At 71.9% G+C, this 15802-nt stretch carries 19 protein-coding genes; 11 read left to right on the forward strand and 8 right to left on the reverse strand.

Annotation, left to right across the window (positions count from 1 at the left end):
* Positions 1-102 precede the first annotated feature (102 nt).
* The 3 genes from ABZT17_RS42740 to ABZT17_RS42750 all read left to right on the forward strand — a co-directional run bounded on the left by ABZT17_RS42740 (position 103) and on the right by ABZT17_RS42750 (position 2899).
* Complete coding sequence (locus ABZT17_RS42740; RefSeq protein WP_356357585.1) at positions 103-1299, forward strand: FAD-dependent oxidoreductase; 1197 nt, start codon at positions 103-105, stop codon at positions 1297-1299.
* A 28-nt stretch (positions 1300-1327) separates the two neighbouring features.
* Positions 1328-2293 carry a DUF1152 domain-containing protein gene (locus ABZT17_RS42745; protein ID WP_356357586.1) on the forward strand — a complete coding sequence of 322 codons (966 nt, stop codon included), beginning with the start codon at positions 1328-1330 and terminating at the stop codon, positions 2291-2293.
* Positions 2294-2404: 111 nt separating this feature from the next.
* Positions 2405-2899 carry a lamin tail domain-containing protein gene (locus ABZT17_RS42750; protein ID WP_356357587.1) on the forward strand — a complete coding sequence of 165 codons (495 nt, stop codon included), beginning with the start codon at positions 2405-2407 and terminating at the stop codon, positions 2897-2899.
* On the opposite strand, the gene ABZT17_RS42755 is transcribed toward ABZT17_RS42750, so the two are convergent.
* Positions 2883-3290 carry a hypothetical protein gene (locus ABZT17_RS42755; RefSeq protein ID WP_356357588.1) on the reverse strand — a complete coding sequence of 136 codons (408 nt, stop codon included), beginning with the start codon at positions 3288-3290 and terminating at the stop codon, positions 2883-2885. The genes ABZT17_RS42750 and ABZT17_RS42755 overlap by 17 nt on opposite strands.
* Positions 3291-3593: 303 nt before the next feature.
* On the opposite strand from ABZT17_RS42755, the gene ABZT17_RS42760 reads away from it, so the two are divergent.
* Positions 3594-4769: a hypothetical protein gene (locus tag ABZT17_RS42760; RefSeq protein ID WP_356357589.1), complete on the forward strand. Its 1176-nt coding sequence runs from the start codon at positions 3594-3596 to the stop codon at positions 4767-4769.
* An 84-nt stretch (positions 4770-4853) separates the two neighbouring features.
* Here ABZT17_RS42760 and ABZT17_RS42765 read toward each other — a convergent pair whose 3' ends face one another.
* Positions 4854-5882, reverse strand: a complete 1029-nt coding sequence (locus ABZT17_RS42765; protein WP_356357590.1) for a hypothetical protein — start codon at positions 5880-5882, stop codon at positions 4854-4856.
* 231 nt (positions 5883-6113) lie between these two features.
* On the opposite strand from ABZT17_RS42765, the gene ABZT17_RS42770 reads away from it, so the two are divergent.
* The 3 genes from ABZT17_RS42770 (at position 6114) to tgmB (ending at position 7727) form a co-directional block, all read left to right on the forward strand.
* Positions 6114-6449 (forward strand): YkvA family protein, encoded by a 336-nt coding sequence (locus tag ABZT17_RS42770; RefSeq protein ID WP_356357591.1) that lies wholly within the window; start codon positions 6114-6116, stop codon positions 6447-6449.
* Between the two features lie 85 nt (positions 6450-6534).
* Complete coding sequence (gene tgmA, locus ABZT17_RS42775; protein WP_356357592.1) at positions 6535-6726, forward strand: putative ATP-grasp-modified RiPP; 192 nt, start codon at positions 6535-6537, stop codon at positions 6724-6726.
* A 17-nt stretch (positions 6727-6743) separates the two neighbouring features.
* Positions 6744-7727, forward strand: coding sequence for an ATP-grasp ribosomal peptide maturase (gene tgmB, locus ABZT17_RS42780; protein WP_356357593.1), 984 nt, complete (start codon positions 6744-6746; stop codon positions 7725-7727).
* Positions 7728-7733: 6 nt separating this feature from the next.
* Here tgmB and ABZT17_RS42785 read toward each other — a convergent pair whose 3' ends face one another.
* Together ABZT17_RS42785 and ABZT17_RS42790 are read right to left on the reverse strand one after the other, a co-directional pair.
* A complete protein-coding gene (locus tag ABZT17_RS42785) occupies positions 7734-7949 on the reverse strand; it encodes a hypothetical protein (protein ID WP_356357594.1) in 216 nt (71 codons plus the stop codon).
* Between the two features lie 127 nt (positions 7950-8076).
* Entirely contained in the window at positions 8077-8532 is a 456-nt protein-coding gene (locus tag ABZT17_RS42790) for a hypothetical protein (RefSeq protein ID WP_356357595.1), read from the reverse strand.
* Between the two features lie 174 nt (positions 8533-8706).
* On the opposite strand from ABZT17_RS42790, the gene ABZT17_RS42795 reads away from it, so the two are divergent.
* Positions 8707-9702 carry a helix-turn-helix domain-containing protein gene (locus ABZT17_RS42795; RefSeq protein WP_356357596.1) on the forward strand — a complete coding sequence of 332 codons (996 nt, stop codon included), beginning with the start codon at positions 8707-8709 and terminating at the stop codon, positions 9700-9702.
* Here ABZT17_RS42795 and ABZT17_RS42800 read toward each other — a convergent pair.
* Entirely contained in the window at positions 9688-9939 is a 252-nt protein-coding gene (locus ABZT17_RS42800; protein WP_356357597.1) for a DUF5133 domain-containing protein, read from the reverse strand. The genes ABZT17_RS42795 and ABZT17_RS42800 overlap by 15 nt on opposite strands.
* 174 nt (positions 9940-10113) lie before the next feature.
* Here ABZT17_RS42800 and ABZT17_RS42805 point away from each other — a divergent pair, with 174 nt between their 5' ends.
* Positions 10114-10449 carry a hypothetical protein gene (locus ABZT17_RS42805; protein ID WP_356357598.1) on the forward strand — a complete coding sequence of 112 codons (336 nt, stop codon included), beginning with the start codon at positions 10114-10116 and terminating at the stop codon, positions 10447-10449.
* Between the two features lie 148 nt (positions 10450-10597).
* On the opposite strand, the gene ABZT17_RS42810 is transcribed toward ABZT17_RS42805, so the two are convergent.
* Complete coding sequence (locus tag ABZT17_RS42810) at positions 10598-11455, reverse strand: aldo/keto reductase (RefSeq protein WP_356357599.1); 858 nt, start codon at positions 11453-11455, stop codon at positions 10598-10600.
* A gap of 259 nt (positions 11456-11714) precedes the next feature.
* On the opposite strand from ABZT17_RS42810, the gene ABZT17_RS42815 reads away from it, so the two are divergent.
* Positions 11715-12608, forward strand: a complete 894-nt coding sequence (locus ABZT17_RS42815) for a Gfo/Idh/MocA family oxidoreductase (protein WP_356357600.1) — start codon at positions 11715-11717, stop codon at positions 12606-12608.
* A 7-nt stretch (positions 12609-12615) separates the two neighbouring features.
* On the opposite strand, the gene ABZT17_RS42820 is transcribed toward ABZT17_RS42815, so the two are convergent.
* On the reverse strand, positions 12616-12957 hold the full coding sequence (locus ABZT17_RS42820; protein WP_356357601.1) for a hypothetical protein: 342 nt from the start codon (positions 12955-12957) through the stop codon (positions 12616-12618).
* An 82-nt stretch (positions 12958-13039) separates the two neighbouring features.
* Positions 13040-15304 (reverse strand): MMPL family transporter, encoded by a 2265-nt coding sequence (locus tag ABZT17_RS42825; RefSeq protein ID WP_356357602.1) that lies wholly within the window; start codon positions 15302-15304, stop codon positions 13040-13042.
* A gap of 177 nt (positions 15305-15481) precedes the next feature.
* Here ABZT17_RS42825 and ABZT17_RS42830 point away from each other — a divergent pair, with 177 nt between their 5' ends.
* The gene (locus tag ABZT17_RS42830; protein ID WP_356357603.1) at positions 15482-15688 is read left to right on the forward strand and encodes a hypothetical protein; all 207 of its coding nucleotides are present in this window, start codon (positions 15482-15484) and stop codon (positions 15686-15688) included.
* Positions 15689-15802 lie beyond the last annotated feature (114 nt).

The following is a 15802-nucleotide window of genomic DNA, read 5'->3' on the forward strand; positions in this document are numbered from 1 at the left end:
GAACACGGGCCATGGCCACCGGAACCCCGAACGCCCCTCGGACGTTCTCCCAGGTACATGTGCGACCACGGGGGCCGTACCGGGCGGGTGAGGTGGGGCGGGGTGCGGGTCCTGGTGATCGGCGGGGGAATCGCCGGAGCGGCGACGGCACTGGCCCTGCACAAGGCGGGCCTGGACGTCGACGTGTACGAGGCGCACCCCGACTCGGCCGAGGACCTGGGCGCGTTCCTCACCCTCGCGAGCAACGGCATGCGTGCCGTGGCCGAGCTCGACGCCTCCAGCGCGGTCACCGCCCTCGGCTTCCCGCTGACCTCGATGCGGGTCCTGGACGGCGCGGGCGCCGAGCTGGCGCTGGTACCCCTGGGCGAGGCCGCCGACCCGCTCCTCCGGTACCGGTGCCTGCGGCGCGGCGCCCTCGGCTCCGGACTGCAGGCGGAGGCCGCGCGCCGCGGCATCGCCGTCCACCACGGCACCCGGCTCACCACCGTCCAGGAGGACACCGACGGCGTCACGGCGCGCTTCGCCGACGGGAGCACGGCCGGCGGCGACCTGCTGATCGGCGCCGACGGCCTCAACTCCGCCGTCCGCGGGGCGATCGCCCCGGCCGTACGCCCGCTCCACGCGGGCCAGCGCGTCTTCTACGGCTACACGGACACCGCGTCCCCGCCCACCGGCGACGCGCGCATCACGATGATCCGCGGCAGCGCCGCCGCCTTCGGCTACGCGGTGTCACCGGGCGGCGAGACGTACTGGTTCGCGCGCGTGCCGGGCGAACCGCTCCCCGCCGAGGAGATCGCCCACGGCACGCCCGCCGGATGGCGCGAGCTGCTCCTCCCGCTGCTGCGCGAGGACGCCACCCCTGCCGCGGACATCGTCGCGGCCACCTCCGACGACGTCCTCGTCACCAACGCCACCGAGATTCCCACCGGCACACTGTGGCGCTCCGGCCGTACCCTGCTCGTCGGCGACGCGGCCCACGCGGCCTCCCCGGCGACCGGCCAGGGCGCCTCGATGGCGCTGGAGGACGCGGTGGTCCTCGCGAAATGCCTGCGCGACGCACCGGACACCGACGCGGCGCTCTCCCTCTACGAGGAGCTGCGCCGCCCGCGCGTGGAGCACAACGTCACCGTCAGCGGCGCCATCTCCCGCGGCGCGACCGCGCCGTCCCCCGCCCGCCGGAGTGCGCCCCCGTCCCGCCCCGGGGACGACGAGCTCGTACGTCTGCTGGAGTGGGAGTCCGACGTGTGGACGGCGGCGCGGGACGTCGGGCGGGGGCAGCGGGAAGAGGCCCGTCCCTGACGCCCTCTCAGCCTGTTACCGTCCCTCGGTGTTCTCCCTCATAGAGCCTCCCTTCTTCACCCGTCTGCGCGAGGCGCGGCGTGTCCTGGTCGCCGGTGCCGGCGGTGGATTCGACGTGTACGCCGGTCTTCCGCTGGCGCTCGCACTGCGGTCGGCGGGGAAGGAGGTGCATCTGGCCAACCTCTCCTTCGCCGATCTGTACGGGCTGGACCTGGATGTGTGGCTGGAGGCCGATGTCGCCGCGATCCGGCCGGACACCTCGGCGCGCGGGAACTACTTCCCGGAGCGGACCCTCGCACAGTGGCTGGAGTCGCAGGGGCTGCCGGCCACGGTGTACGCCTTTCCGCAGACGGGAGTCCGGCCGCTGCGGGCGGCCTACCGCTCGCTGGTCGAGCATCTCGGCGGCGTCGACGCCGTGGTGCTGGTGGACGGTGGCACCGACATCCTCATGCGGGGCGACGAGCACGGGCTCGGCACACCGGAGGAGGACATGGCCAGCCTCGCCGCCGTGACCGGACTCGACGAGGTGCCCCAACGGCTCGTGGCCTGCCTGGGGTTCGGGGTGGACGCCCACCACGGGGTCAACCACTCACTCGTCCTGCAGAACCTGGCCGCGCTCGACCGCGCCGGGGACTACCTGGGCGCGTTCTCGCTGCCGCGCGAGAGCCGGGAAGGCGCCCTCTACCTCGACGCGGTGGCCCACGCCCAGCGCGCCACACCCGACCACCCGAGCATCGTCAACGGCTCCGTCGCCGCGGCCGTACGCGGCGACTTCGGCGACGTCCGGTTCACGGAACGGACCAAGGACAGCGAGCTGTTCATCAACCCGCTGATGTCCCTGTACTTCTGTGTGGACGCCGTCGGCCTCGCCCGCCGCAACCTCTACCTGGACCGGATCGAGAACACCGCGCTCATGCGCCAGATCAGTTCCGCTATCCAGGACTTCCGAGACGGACCGGTCCGGCAGCGGCCGCCCCGCGCCTATCCGCACTGACCACGCCAATTCGGCCGGACGGCACCATTTCGGTGAACCCGCCCCCCAAATGGGCCCAGTTGTATACGCTCCAGATCCTTCACGAAACATCCACACAGGGGGGCAGATCTCATGCGTATACGCCTTGTCGCCGCGACCGGCATCGCCGCGGGCACACTCGCCGTACTGGCCGCCGTCCCGGCCCACGCCACCGAGTACTCGTCGGCGCTGAAGATCAAGGGCATCCAGTACGACGCTCCCGGCAGAGACTCCAACAACTGCGCCACCGGGAACACCAAGGACGAGTACCTGACGATCAAGAACTACTCGTCCGGCACGACCGTGAACCTCAAGGGGTACGTGGTCAAGGACAAGGCCGGCAACAAGTTCACCTTCACCAAGAACCACTACCTGCAGCCCGGCGACTACGTGAAGCTCCGCGGCGGCCACGGCACCGACTCGGACAGCAAGAACGTCGTGTACCGCAACAACTGCAACTTCATGTGGAACAACGACAAGGACACGATCCACCTGTACAAGCCGTCCGGCGCCGGAGCCGACTCGCACTCCTACACCAAGAGCGGCAACGACCCCGACGGCAACGGGTACATCACGTTCCACGGCTGACGGCGGAGAACGCCGCGGGGAGCACACCGAGCCACGGACAGACCGCGGCGACCCGCACGGCGAGAAGCAGCAGACCGAGCGCGGCCAGGGCCATGACGCCGCTGTCGGGGCCACGCTCCGGGCGGCGGGTGCGCAGCAGCAGCCACGCGAGGGCGCCGAGGACGAAGCAGGTGCCCGGGGCCCAGGCCGAGTCGGCCACGGCGGGGAGCAGGACGAGGGACGCGCCCATCACCACGCAGCAGGCCGTGTAGACCATGCCGGGAGTGGCGAAGGGCAGGTCGGCCGGCGGTGCGTCCCGGTGGAACGCGGCGCACAGGGCGAGGGGCGGCGGCCAGGCGAACAGAGCGGTGGCGACGGCGAACCAGGGGTCCGAGACACCGCAGTCGCTCACCAGTGGACCGACCAGCGGCCACAGGGTGGGCAGCGCGGCGAGCAGGACGGCCGCCCGGGCGAGACAGCGACGGTCGTGGAACAGGGCCCGCCCCTAAGCGGATGGTGGGCGGGCCCTGTTCGCGGGCGCCATTGTGGCGGGGCGGGGTACCCGCCGGGGATGTGTGAACCGTCCCGGCCTGGAGTGGATCGCTCGCGCCCCGAGTGCGCCGCGCGCATCCCGTGTGCCGCACCCCGCCCGAACTCCGGGAAAGAGCGACGACGATACTGGTCCACGCACGTGCCCCCGCCCCGAGATGGACTCATGCGCATCTCCCCCAGCGTCCGCCCGACCCCTTCGACCACCCTGTGGCTGGCCCGCGGCCGGCATACCGGGTCCGACGCGGCTGCCGCCGTACGCCACACCCTGCGGCGCCTCACATCCGCCGAGGTCCTCGACGACCATCTGGAGATCCCGGAGGCCGAGAGCGGCTCACGGCAGATCTTCGAAGCCCGCTGGAAGGTCGCCGGGACGGTGACCGTACGCGCCCGACTGACGCTCGAACCCCTCACGGAGGACGGACGGGAGTGGGTACTGGCGGCGGAGGCGGAGCGCGCGTGGCACCCGGAGTGGCCGTCGCCCGCCACCATGTTCTGGCCGGACGAGCCCGACACCGCCTGGGACCACGAGCCCGCCACGGGGCTGCGCCTGCGCGCCGCCAACCACCTCCCGACGGAGGACAAGGAGATCCGGCGGCTGCTCAGGAGCTCGGTGCGGGACGGCTGGAGCATCGACCTCGTCGTGCACGAGGCGATGACGCCCGACGCGCGCGGACAGCGGCCGCTGGGAGAGCTGCTGCCGCCCTCTCTGCGCCACCGGGTGCTGGAGCACCGGGCCGCTCCGGAGCAGCTGCGCATCGTGAACCGGGTGTTGCGCGAGTTCGGTGTGCAGGTCCCGCGCGGCGGCGCCGTCCTCGTGCCCCCGGACCCGGCTCCGACCGGCTTCGACGCCGACGACTTCGCCGTACGCACCGTCTTCCTCGACGGCTCGTACCCCACGGAAGTCGTCGACGCCCTCACCCGCTACGCCGCCCTGCCGCCGCCCCTGCCGGACGGAGCCGAAGGGGCCGTCAGCGCGCTGCGGGACGAGTGGCAGCTGATGACGCTGGAAGAGCAACTCGTCCGTGAGCGCGAGCTGGTGGCCATGTACACCGAGGCGCTCGACGCCATGACCAAGTCCCGGGACCTGTACCGCGAGGCCGCCGAACGGGCCCACGAGGCGCTGGCCGCCTTCCGCGAGTCCGGTGCGGCGGCCCCGGCGCCGGCGCCGCAGCCGACGGCGGTGCCCACCGGGTCCCCCTTCCAGCAGCTGACGCGCACCCTGGAACGCCTCAAGGACACGGCCAAGGCGCTACGGCCCACCCCCAGCGCCGACGGCTCCACCGAGGAACCCGGCAAGGACGGGACGGGCGGCGGACGGTCCGAGACCGCGGGCGAGTGAGCCAGGGGACGGAGGCGTCGACCGGCTCCGCGGAGCGGACGGCGCCGAGGGTCCCTGACCACCGCCGTGGTGACACCCGTCCCTTCAGTCCGTGCGGCGCCGTGCCGTGGCCAGCGGTCGCGCGGGCGTGACCGGCGCGGGTGCGGGCACCTGTGAGGCCAGCCGTACGAGCAGCGCCGTCAGGGCCGCGAGAGCGGCGCACACCGCGGCAAGGCCCGCGATCCAGCTCGGCGCGAGCGTGAGGTGCAGCGCCTCGGACAGCCGTGCCGAGTGGAACCGGCCCGCGTAGAGCTGACCCCCCGCGAGCACGGCGGGCACCACGACGCCCAGCGCCAGCGCCGGGACGGCGGGACGCAGGGTCAGCAGTACCGCGAGCGCCGCGCACAGCACGGAGACCGCGACGGCGGGGCCGTAGACCTGCGACGACACGCCCTCCCGGTGCACCGGGAACCAGAGCATCGCGCACAGCAGGAGGGCGCCGGCCGCGAGCAGCGCCGGCCAGGCGTGGCGCGCGGCGGGCCGGGGCGGGGTCCGGGTGAGGCGGCGGGGTGCGCGGTCGTCGGCGACAGGGGGCACGGCCTCGGGGCCGGGTGGCGGGAAGCCGCTTTCGACGGCCTCCTCCTGCTCGTCCGGGGTGTGCGGTTCGGGGTGGACGGCCTGATCCTGCCGCTCCTGGCTCAACCGGCCGATCAGCTCCACGAGTTCCTCGACGGGCCGCTTCATGGCGGCGGCGCGTGCCGCCTCCTGTCCGCAGTGGGGTTCCAGCGGGGTCCGGTGCAGCAGCGCCATCAGCCGCGAGACCTCCTCCACCGGGCGGCTCTCGGCGGCGGCGCGGATCGCGTCGTCCGCGCTGCCGGCGTCGCGCGGCGGCCGGGTCAGCAGGGAGACCAGACGGGTGACATCCTCCACGGACCGGTCGGTGCCGACCGCCCGGAGCGCGTCGACCGTGGCCTGCGCGTACTGCGGGGACTGCTCCAGCAGGGTGATCAGACGAGCGACGTCCTCCAGCGGCCGGTCGGCGACCGCGGCATGGACCAGGGCGCCGGCCGGATCGTTCTGCGGGGCGGTTATCGAGGGGTCGTTGGAACCGGGTGATGAAGAGCGGATGCTCATTTTGCTCTGCTCCATGGGGAGAGAAGGAGGGGTACGGCGGCTCTGGGCGCCCCCCGACGCTGTCCACGCGACGTTACGAGCCACCGCCGTCGGCGACCACCGCACCGCGCCACTCGGGTGAGCCGGGGGCATGAGACACACCTCTCTCCGAGGCGGGGGACGTACGAGCGCCCGATGCGGGAATCCGGGAAGAGGGGCGCGCCGTCCGGCACGCCGTACGGAGGGAGATCCGTGGACACGACCAAGACGGTGATCATCGTCGCCGCGATCCTCGCGGTGCTCCTGCTCGCGGCGGCCGTCACCGTGCTCGTCCGGCTGGTGCGGGCCCGCCGCGACCTGCGCCGGGCGGGGCTGCCGACCGGACCGCGCTGGGTCTTCTGGGGTGCCGTCCTCTACTTCGTGCTGCCCATCGACCTGCTTCCCGACCCCGTCTACCTGGACGACATCGGCGTCCTGCTGCTTGCACTGCACACTCTGCGAGCGCCACTTCGTGGGGCTTATGACCACAAATCCCCCACGATTACGCAGAGTAAGGAAACCAATCACTCGTTCGATTCGTATAAGTGACTGGAAGGGCAAGGCAGTCGGCGCACCACACGGCACTCCGGGCAGGGGACCACGTGGACGGCGCAGCACTGACGAGGGAGAGACCATGCAACCGTTCGCGCTCAACTACGCACGTCCGGCGGTGGAGTTGGAGGCCACGACTCCGTACGTCTACGACTGCGGGCAGCAGTTGAACGTGCTCATGGACGGCCGGGTCGCCGCCGGTGACCTCGCCCTGCTGAGAGAGCTGGGCACCACGACGTCCACCGCCGGCTCGAAGACTCACTTCGACGACTGAACGCGGAACCGCCGACCATGACCGTGCTGATCCTGACCTGTGAAGAGGATGTGACCGCCGACATGGTGGTCGTGCACCTCAACGCGTCCGGGGTCCCGGTGGTGCGCCTCGACCCCGCCGACCTCCCGGGCGGTGTCGCCCTGTCGGGCGAGTATGTGCACGGCGCCTTCCGCGGCCATCTCCAGTCCGCGGGGCGCCTGGTGAGCATCACCGGTCTCCGCTCGATCTGGGTGCGCAGGCCGGGCATCCCGGGCGCCCGGGCGCCGGGCACCTCCGACTGGCTGGCCGAGGAGACCTCCCAGGCGCTCTACGGCATGCTCCGGGGCAGCGGTGCCCGCTGGATGAACCATCCCGACGCGGCCCGCCGGGCCCGCCACAAGCCGTGGCAGCTGCGGCTCGCCCAGGACTGCGGGCTGCCCGTGCCGGCCACGCTGATCACGACGTTCCCGCAGGCGGCCCGGGAGTTCGCGGAGCGCTACCCGGATCTGGTGGTCAAGCCGGTGTCGGGGGCGCATCCACAGGATCCGCCGCGCGCGGTGCCGACCAGCAGGGTCGCCCCGGACGCGGACTTCTCCGCCGTGGCGTTCGGACCCACACTGCTGCAGCGGCGGGTCGCCAAACGGGCCGACATCCGGCTGACCGCGGTGGGCGAGCGGATGCTGGCCGCCCGCAAGGCGACCGCCGAGGACGCCGATCCGGACGAGGTGGATGTGCGCTTCGCCTCGGGGGGCGTGCCGTGGCGGCCCGTGGACGTACCGCCGCGGGTGGCCGACGCCGTCCGCTCATATCTGCGCCGGGCCGAACTGGCCTACGGCGCCTTCGACTTCGCCGAGGACGCCGATGGGACCTGGTGGTTCCTGGAGTGCAACCAGTCCGGGCAGTTCGGCTTCGTCGAGGTGGAGACGGGTCAGCCGATCGCCCGGACCGTCGCGGAGTGGCTGGCCCTTCCGCGTCCCGAGCCGCGACAGCAGGTCAACGGCTCGAACGCAAAGGTGTGTTGAGGCCGGTCAGAGGGGCAGCGTGCCGGACGGCAGCGCGGCGCGCTGCCAGCCGGCACCCGGGGAAGCGGGACGTTCGGGGGCCGAGAAGGCGCTGAAGGACTGCAGTGGACGCATGGCGTACTCCAGTTCGCGCCGCACGCGCTCGGCCTCCCTACGAGCCTGAAGGGGGATGTCGCCGCGCTCGGCGACAAGTCGGTCGTAGATGGGGGAATCCTGGAACACCCGTCAACGCGCCTTTCGTGTGGCGGCCCACAGGTATGGGCACAGTTGTCGAGTGTAAGCGGCGCGGCACACCGTGGCGTGAATTCCCTGGGAGCACTTGACGCCGGCGCGAGGGGCGTGATGTCGCTCAGGCACCGGTGGTGGAGCCGGGGCGCACGATCATCAGGACCGTGACCGTGGCCCACAGCAGGTTGAACAGGCCCGTGAACATGGCCAGTTGTGCGGTGCCGGACCGTTCCACGGGCTTTCCCGCGTCCAGCCGGCCGAGGAGTTCGTCCTGGCGGGGCAGGACGAAGGCGATCAGAATGCCCGCGGCCACGGCGGTCAGTGTGATGGACGCGACGAGCCAGCCACTGCCCAGGACGCCCATCGCGCCGGCCGTGGCGAGTCCGAGGGCGGGCACGGCGATGCCGATGCCCGAGTAGACACGGCAGATGCGGTGCAGCAGGCGGACCGTGCCCAGCGCCGACGCCTCGGCACCGGCCTGGCGCACCGCCGGCGGGAACATGCTCGCCGCGACGGTCACCGGGCCGACGGCCACGATCGCGGCGAGGACGTGGAGGGTGAGCAGGACCTTGGTCATCGGGCGCCTTTCGGGTGCGGTCGCTGGTGCCCGGCTCACGCTAGGGATCTTCGAGGCGACGACACAGGGGCTGAAACGACAGGAACCAACGGGTTCTCGCCAAGCCGATTCACGGCGTCGCAGGGGGATCCAGCAGGTCAGCCAGGTGGCGAGAACCCGTCTATCGTGGCCCTCATGCACTCCGTGGTGATCCTGGCGCTGGAACATGTCGTCCCGTTCGATCTGGCGGCACCCATGCAGGTGTTCGACTGGGCGCGGCTGCCGGACGGGCGCGGCCCGTACCGGGTGCGGGTGTGCGCCGAGCGACCGGACGTCCGCGGCGACGGTCTCGTGCTGCGCGTCGACCAGGGACTCGAGGCCATGGCGGACGCCGACACGGTCATCGTGCCGGGCTGCTCGCCGGAGGCGGGCCCGACACCGGAGCCCGTGCTGGCGGCGCTGCGGGAGGCGGCCGCGGCCGGCACCCGGATCGCCTCCGTGTGCACGGGCGCCTTCGTCCTGGCGGAGGCCGGCCTGCTGGACGGTCTGCGTGCCACCACACACTGGGCCGCGGCCGGCGATCTGGCCCGTCGCTTCCCGCGCGTCGAGGTGGAGCCGGACGTGCTGTACGTCGACAACGGCCGGATCCTCACCTCGGCCGGCGCGGCGGCCGCACTGGACATGTGTCTGCACATGATCCGCCGGGACCTGGGCTCGGCGGTGGCCGCCGACGCGGCCCGGATGTGCGTCATGCCCCTGGAACGGGAGGGCGGACAGGCCCAGTTCATCGTGCACGAGCAGCCGCCCGTGCCCCGCGGGTCGACTCTCGAACCGGTCCTGGAGTGGATCGAGGACAACCTGGCCGGCGAGATCACCCTGGGCGCGATGGCGGCGCGTTCGGGGATGAGTGAACGGACCTTCAGCCGGCGCTTCCGCGAGCAGACCGGTTCGACGCCGTTGCAGTGGCTGCTGCGGGCACGGGTACGGCGGGCCCAGTATCTGCTGGAGAACGGCGACCACCCGATCGAACGGATCGCCCGGCAGGCGGGGTTCGGCTCTCCGACGGCGTTCCGCGAGCGGTTCCGCCGGGTGGTCGGGACCACTCCACAGGCGTACCGGGCCGCGTTCCACGGGCGTACGGCCGCCGTGGCCGGTGGTTCCCGAAGCCCGGTGACCTCAGGCGGCCGGTGACAGGCAGTCGTCCCCGCACCGATGGCCGGCCGTCATCCGCCGGGAGGCGCGCAGCAGCGCGTCCGCTCGTACGATCGCCTCCCGCACGTCCGTGGCCCCCATCGTGGCGCACAGCGTGCGGCTGACCTCCGTCAGCTCCCGTGCCGTTCGGGGCGTGTCGCCCTCGGCCTGGGCGATGCGCAGCGACGCGTATCGGGTGAGCAGCGATCTGACGGCCTTCGGGTCCGCTACGAGCACGAAAACGCCCCTCTCTCCGGGTTTTCGCCTCGTGTTCCCGGGGTCACCCCGGGTCAATCCCATCTTCCGCGCCCCGTACCGCAATTGACGCAATACCGCCGCTCGACCCGATTCCCCGCGGCCCGGCGAAGCGTTGAGCAGAGAGTAACGACCCTCGCACGATCGGTGACCTTCATGAACCGTTCCGGCCGCCTTCTCTGCGCCCTGTATCTCGCCACCAGCGGCGGTCTCGCCTGGACCACGGTCCTCGCGTTCCGCGGCGGACCGCTGTGGGCCGCGTTCCTGTGCGCCGCCGCGAGTCTGGTCCCCGTCATCGCGGTCGTACGGGAGACGCTCATCCGGGACCTGCGGGCCGCGGCGGCCCGGCCGCGCCGTCCCGTGCGTTCGGCAGCCGAGGAGATCGTCCGCGAGGAGCTGGACGCGGCGTGCTGCGAGCGCTGGTGGACGAGCCTGGGCACCGACCACGACATGGCCTGTCCGCACCGGGTGCCGCGCAGCAGCGCCGCCTGACTCGGGCGACCTGGCCGGGCGCACGGGCACGTGGAGCACGCACAGCGGGTGGGTGAAGGTGGACACGCCGACCGCCGCGATCAGGTGGCGGCGGTCGGCGTGGAACAGGTACCCGAGGTGCTGAGCGGCTGTGCGGGGCGGACGCCGGTCAGACGCCGTCGAGCTCGGCGAGTTCCCCGGCGCTGAGGTCGAGCTCGGTCGCGGCGAGGGAGTCGAGGATCGTCTCGGGGCGGCTGGCGCCGGGAATGGGCACGACCACCGGCGACTTGGCGAGCATCCAGGCGAGGCACACGCGCTGGGGGCTCACCCCGTGCTTCTCGGCGATCCGGGCGAACGGCGCGTAGGCGGAGCCCAGATCGCGGGCGCGGGAGATGCCGCCGAGGGGGCTCCAGGGGAGGAAGGCGATACCGAGCTCGTCGCAGAGTTCCAGTTCGGGCTCGCTGGAGCGGAAGGCCGGGGAGAACTGGTTCTGCACGGAGACCAGCCGGCCCCCGAGGATCTCGTTGGCCTCGGTGATCTGCTCGGGGTTGGCGTTGGAGATGCCGGCCAGCCGGATCTTGCCCTCGTCGAGCAGGTCCCGCACCGCGCCGACGGACTCGGCGTACGGCACCCTCGGGTCGGGGCGGTGGAACTGGTACAGCCCGATGGCCTCCACGCCGAGCCGGCGCAGGGACGCCTCGCAGGCCTCCTTGAGGTGACGGGGGCTGCCGTCGAGGGTCCAGCTGCCGTCCCCGGGGCGCAGATGGCCGCCCTTGGTGGCGACCAGGACGTCCTTGCCCCGGTCGTGGGAGGCGAGGGCCTTGGCGATCAGCGTCTCGTTGTGGCCGACCTCGTGGGCGTCCCGGTGGTAGGCGTCCGCGGTGTCGATCAGGGTCACACCGGCGTCGAGGGCGGCGTGGATGGTGGCCAGGGAGCGGGCCTCGTCGGGCCGGCCCTCGATCGACATGGGCATACCGCCCAGCCCGATCGCGCTGACGTCGACGTCCCCGATACGGCGGCTCTGCATGTGCTCGTGTCCTCTTTCGGCTGTCGCACGGTACCGAACGGCGTCCGGCCCGCCGGACAGGAAGCACGGCGGCGCCGGAACGCATACCAGCCTGACCCGCCCACGGGCCGCAGGTCCAATAGAGGAAAGAGAACGCATTCAGCAGCCCGACCACTGAATCGGAAGGTCTCCCCACGCGGTTGCCGGCCCGGCGGGCCGGTGTGCGACGCTCACTGCCGAGCGGCCGCCACCAGGGGCGGCACGAAGGAGAGGCGGCGACATGCGCATCGGACTGCTCGGTACCGGCCCCTGGGCCAAGATCGCCCACGCTCCCGCCCTGAGCGAGCATGCCGAAGTGGACTTCGCCGGGGTGTGGGGCCGTCGCCCGGAGGCCGCGAAGGAACTGGCCGACCGGTTCGGCACGCGTGCCTACGACGATGTCGACGCGCTGTTCGCCGACGTGGACGCGGTCGCCGTGGCGCTGCCGCCGTCCGTACAGGCGGAGCTCGCGGTGCGGGCGGCGCGGGCCGGATGCCATCTGCTGCTGGACAAGCCGGTCGCCACGACGGTGGCGCAGGGGCGGGCCGTGGTGGACGCCGTGCGGGAGGCGGGGGTCGCCTCGGTGGTCTTCTTCACCACCCGCTTCCAGACCGGGCCCGCCGCGTGGATCGCCGAACAGGCGGGCGTGGACGGCTGGTTCACGGCGCACGCGCAGTGGCTCGGGGCGCTGTTCGGCCATGAGAGCGGCAGCCCGTTCGCCGACTCCCCGTGGCGGCGGGAGAAGGGCGCGCTGTGGGACGTGGGGCCCCACGCGCTGTCCGTGCTGCTGCCGGTCCTCGGTGACGCCCGGCGGGTGACGGCCGCGGCGGCCGGGCCCGGCGACACCGTCCATCTGGTCCTCGACCATGTCGGCGGTGCGTCGAGCACCCTCACCCTGAGCCTGTCGGCACCGCCCGCGGCCGCGGGGGCCTCGGTCGAACTGCGCGGCGCGTCAGGGTCGGCGCTGCTCCCGGAGAGTCCCGAGGGCGCCGTCACGGCCCTCGTCCATGCCACCGACGCGCTGCTCGCGGCCGTGAAGACGGGTCAACCGCATCCGTGCGACGCCGCCTTCGGGCTGCGGGTCACGGAGATCCTGGCGGAGGCCGAGACCCTGTTGGAACGTGCCGCGGACTGATGTGTCGTCACGGGCCGTCCCCGGTGGGGCCGTCCTCGAACGGCTCGTCGCTCCAGCGGAACCACGCCCGGTCGCCTTCGATGTGCAGCAGGAACTCGGCGACCGGGCCGGCCGGCGAGGACAGGGCGACACGCCGTCTGACCTCGTCGTAGGCCCTCTCCCACGCCTCCCGGTCGTCGTCCCGCTCGGCCAGGGCCAGTTCGCGGGCGAACAGCTCGCGGACGCCCTCGAAGCCCGGACCGGCGGTGAACCTCCCCGACAGCCACGGAAAGTCGGCGTCGTCGATCAGGATCTCCCCGACCGCCTCCGCACCGCTGTGCATCCGCCAGACCTCGCCCGTGAACCCCACCGCGTCTCCCCTGCCCGCCCCCGACGATCACGCCACGGACCAGCCTGCCACCCGGCACTGACAACGGGTCCGCCCGCCGCGTTCAGGTGCGTGTCACACGGCGCTCGCCGACGTCCTCGGCCGCGGCGGCCTCTTCGTGGTCGCCCTCGGCGTCGATGTGCGGCAGAACCCGGTCCAGCCAGCGCGGTGTCCACCAGGCGTGGCTGCCGAGCAGGGTCAGCACGGCCGGCACCATCAGCAGCCGTACCACGGTCGCGTCGATCAACACGCTCACGGCCAGGCCCAGTCCGAGCATCTTGACCACGATGTTGTCGCTCACGATGAACGCGGCAAACACACTCACCATGATCAGCGCCGCACAGGTGATCACACGCGCGGTGATCTCGAGGGCGTGCGCGACGGAGGCCTTGGCGTCGCCCGTGCGCAGCCAGTTCTCGTGGACGCGGGAGAGCAGGAAGATCTCGTAGTCCATGCTCAGTCCGAAGATGATCGCGAACATCATCATCGGCACATAGCTCTCGATGGGCACCTTGCCGTTGACCCCGAGCGCCGGCCCGCCCCAGCCCCACTGGAAGACGGCCACGACGACGCCGTACGAGGCCCCGATGGACAGGACGTTGAGGACGGCCGCCTTGACCGCGACGAGCAGGCCGCGGAAGACGGCCAGGATGATCAGGAAGGCCAGCGCGACCACCACACCGATGATCAGCGGCAGCCGGCTCGCGACGATGTCGCGGAAGTCGACCTGGGCCGCGGTGGTGCCGGTGACATAGCCGTGGGCCTTGGTGCCGGAGACCGCGTCCGGGAGGGTGTGGTGGATCAGACGGTTCGTCAGGTCCGTGGTGGAGGCGCTCTGCGGGGAGGCCTTCGAGTAGACGGTGCTGATCAGGACGTCACCGTCCTTGGTGGCTGTCAGCGGGGTGACCGTCGAGGCCCCGGCGACCGCGTTCAGGGTCTTCTGGGCCTGCGAGGAGAGCGCGGAGCGCTGCGACGAGGGCACGGAGGTCTGGTCGACGACGACGGTGAGCGGGCCGTTGGAGCCGGGGCCGAACGCGTTCGTCATCAGGTCGTAGGCGCGACGGTCGGTGAAGGAGGTGGGGTCGGCGCCGTCTCCGATGTGGCCGAGTTGGATGGAGAACAGCGGGATGGCGAGGATGACGACGGTCGTGACGCCTGCCGCCAGGAACTGCCAGGGCCGGCGCTCCACGCGTTGCGCGTAGCGGTGCCAGGTGCCGGTCGGCTCGGCTCCGGGCTCGGCGTCGGTCTCGGCGACGGGACGCCGGACGTGGTAGCGGTCGATACGTCTGCCGATCAGCCCGAGCAGGGCCGGGACCAGCGTCAGCGCGCCGATGACCGCCGACACCACCGTCGTGGCGGCGGCCAGCCCCAGTTTCCCGATGAAACTCACGCCGGACGCGTACAGACCGCCGAGCGCGATGATCACCGTGCAGCCGGAGACGAGCACGGCCCGCCCGCTGGTGGCGGTGGCGTGACCCGCCGCATGGACCGGATTCGCCCCGTTCATGAGGTTCTGGCGGTGCCTGGTGATCTGGAACAGGGCGTAGTCGATGCCGACGCCTAGCCCGATCATGGTCGCCAGCGTCGGCGAGACGGTCGCGAACGTGAACGCCGCAGCGAGCAGTCCGAGGATCGCGAGCCCGCCGACGGCGCTGACCAGTGCCGTGAACAGGGGCAGACCCGCGGCGATCACACTGCCGAAACCGATCAGCAGGACGACGATCGCGACACCGAAGCCGATCAGTTCGCTCACCCGGTCGTCCGGGGCGGGCCGGGCCAGTTCGCCGAGGGGTCCGCCGTATTCGACCTGGGCGCCGGCCGAACGCAGCGGCTGGACCGCCTTGTCCACACCGTTCAGGTAGTTGTCACCGAGGGTCGAGGGCTGGACGTCGAAGCGTACGGTGATGTAGCCCGTCTTCCCGTCGGAGGCGAGGGGGCCGACCTTCGAGGCCGGGGCGGACAGCGGGTTCTGGGCCGACAGGACGTGCGGCAGTTTCTGCACGTCGCCGATCGTGGTGGACATCTGTGAACTCAGCGAGGTGAGGGACTTCTGTCCGTCGTGCAGGACGATCTGGCTGCTGTAGCCGCCCGCCGCGGGGTCGTGCTGCTTCAGGACGTCGAGGCCCTTCTGGGACTGCACTCCGGGCAGTGAGAAGTTGTCCGAGTACTCGCCGCCGAAGGACCGGTTGAGGGCCTGCAGCGCCACGATGGCCACCAGCCAGGCCACGATGACGATCACGAAGTGCCGGGCGCACCACTCCCCCAGCCGTCGCAGTGCCCCTCCGGCGGCAGCCCCCGTTCCCCCTGCCTTGCTGCGGGTCGGTGACATGGCCTTCGTCTTCCTGTCGGCCAGGACGCTTGTCCCCCCATTACACGCCCGCCCGATCACTGCGGCATCTCGGGAGGCTTCCGGATGCACGCCGGGCCGGGGCGTTGAATGGTGATATCGGAACCGGGTACCGCACCGGGACCGACCACAGGATCCGGACCCCGAGGAGCAGAGATCATGCCGATGTCACAGCCCGACGCGTCCGGGTCGTCCGAGGACCGCGTCACCCCGGACGACCTGCTCCACACCCGTACCGGCACCGAGGTCTCGCCCGAGGACCTGGTCCTCGCCTCGGGCAAGGACGTCACGCCACGCAGTCTGGAATGGGCCCGCCACAAGCTGGAGACCGAGGGCCCCGCCGCCATGGAGAAGCTGCTGCCGTAGGCAGCCGCGCCCGTTCCGGGGGCAACATAGGCAGCGACCTGATGATCAAGATCCTGCGCCTGTCGGACACGCTGGAGGTCGCCGCCATGGTCGGTATCGACCCGGCCTCCGACG

The sequence above is a fragment of the Streptomyces sp. NPDC005648 genome (assembly GCF_040605395.1).
Taxonomy (GTDB): Bacteria; Actinomycetota; Actinomycetes; order Streptomycetales; family Streptomycetaceae; genus Streptomyces.

Coding starts and splice junctions, on each gene's coding strand:
- ABZT17_RS42760 (WP_356357589.1), top strand. CDS start 3,594: ATGCGCATCTCCCCCAGCGTCCGCCCGACCCCTTCGACCACCCTGTGG.
- ABZT17_RS42810 (WP_356357599.1), bottom strand. CDS start 11,455: ATGCAGAGCCGCCGTATCGGGGACGTCGACGTCAGCGCGATCGGGCTG.
- ABZT17_RS42805 (WP_356357598.1), top strand. CDS start 10,114: ATGAACCGTTCCGGCCGCCTTCTCTGCGCCCTGTATCTCGCCACCAGC.
- ABZT17_RS42830 (WP_356357603.1), top strand. CDS start 15,482: ATGCCGATGTCACAGCCCGACGCGTCCGGGTCGTCCGAGGACCGCGTC.
- ABZT17_RS42795 (WP_356357596.1), top strand. CDS start 8,707: ATGCACTCCGTGGTGATCCTGGCGCTGGAACATGTCGTCCCGTTCGAT.
- ABZT17_RS42750 (WP_356357587.1), top strand. CDS start 2,405: ATGCGTATACGCCTTGTCGCCGCGACCGGCATCGCCGCGGGCACACTC.
- tgmA (WP_356357592.1), top strand. CDS start 6,535: ATGCAACCGTTCGCGCTCAACTACGCACGTCCGGCGGTGGAGTTGGAG.
- ABZT17_RS42815 (WP_356357600.1), top strand. CDS start 11,715: ATGCGCATCGGACTGCTCGGTACCGGCCCCTGGGCCAAGATCGCCCAC.
- ABZT17_RS42765 (WP_356357590.1), bottom strand. CDS start 5,882: ATGAGCATCCGCTCTTCATCACCCGGTTCCAACGACCCCTCGATAACC.
- tgmB (WP_356357593.1), top strand. CDS start 6,744: ATGACCGTGCTGATCCTGACCTGTGAAGAGGATGTGACCGCCGACATG.
- ABZT17_RS42825 (WP_356357602.1), bottom strand. CDS start 15,304: ATGTCACCGACCCGCAGCAAGGCAGGGGGAACGGGGGCTGCCGCCGGA.
- ABZT17_RS42790 (WP_356357595.1), bottom strand. CDS start 8,532: ATGACCAAGGTCCTGCTCACCCTCCACGTCCTCGCCGCGATCGTGGCC.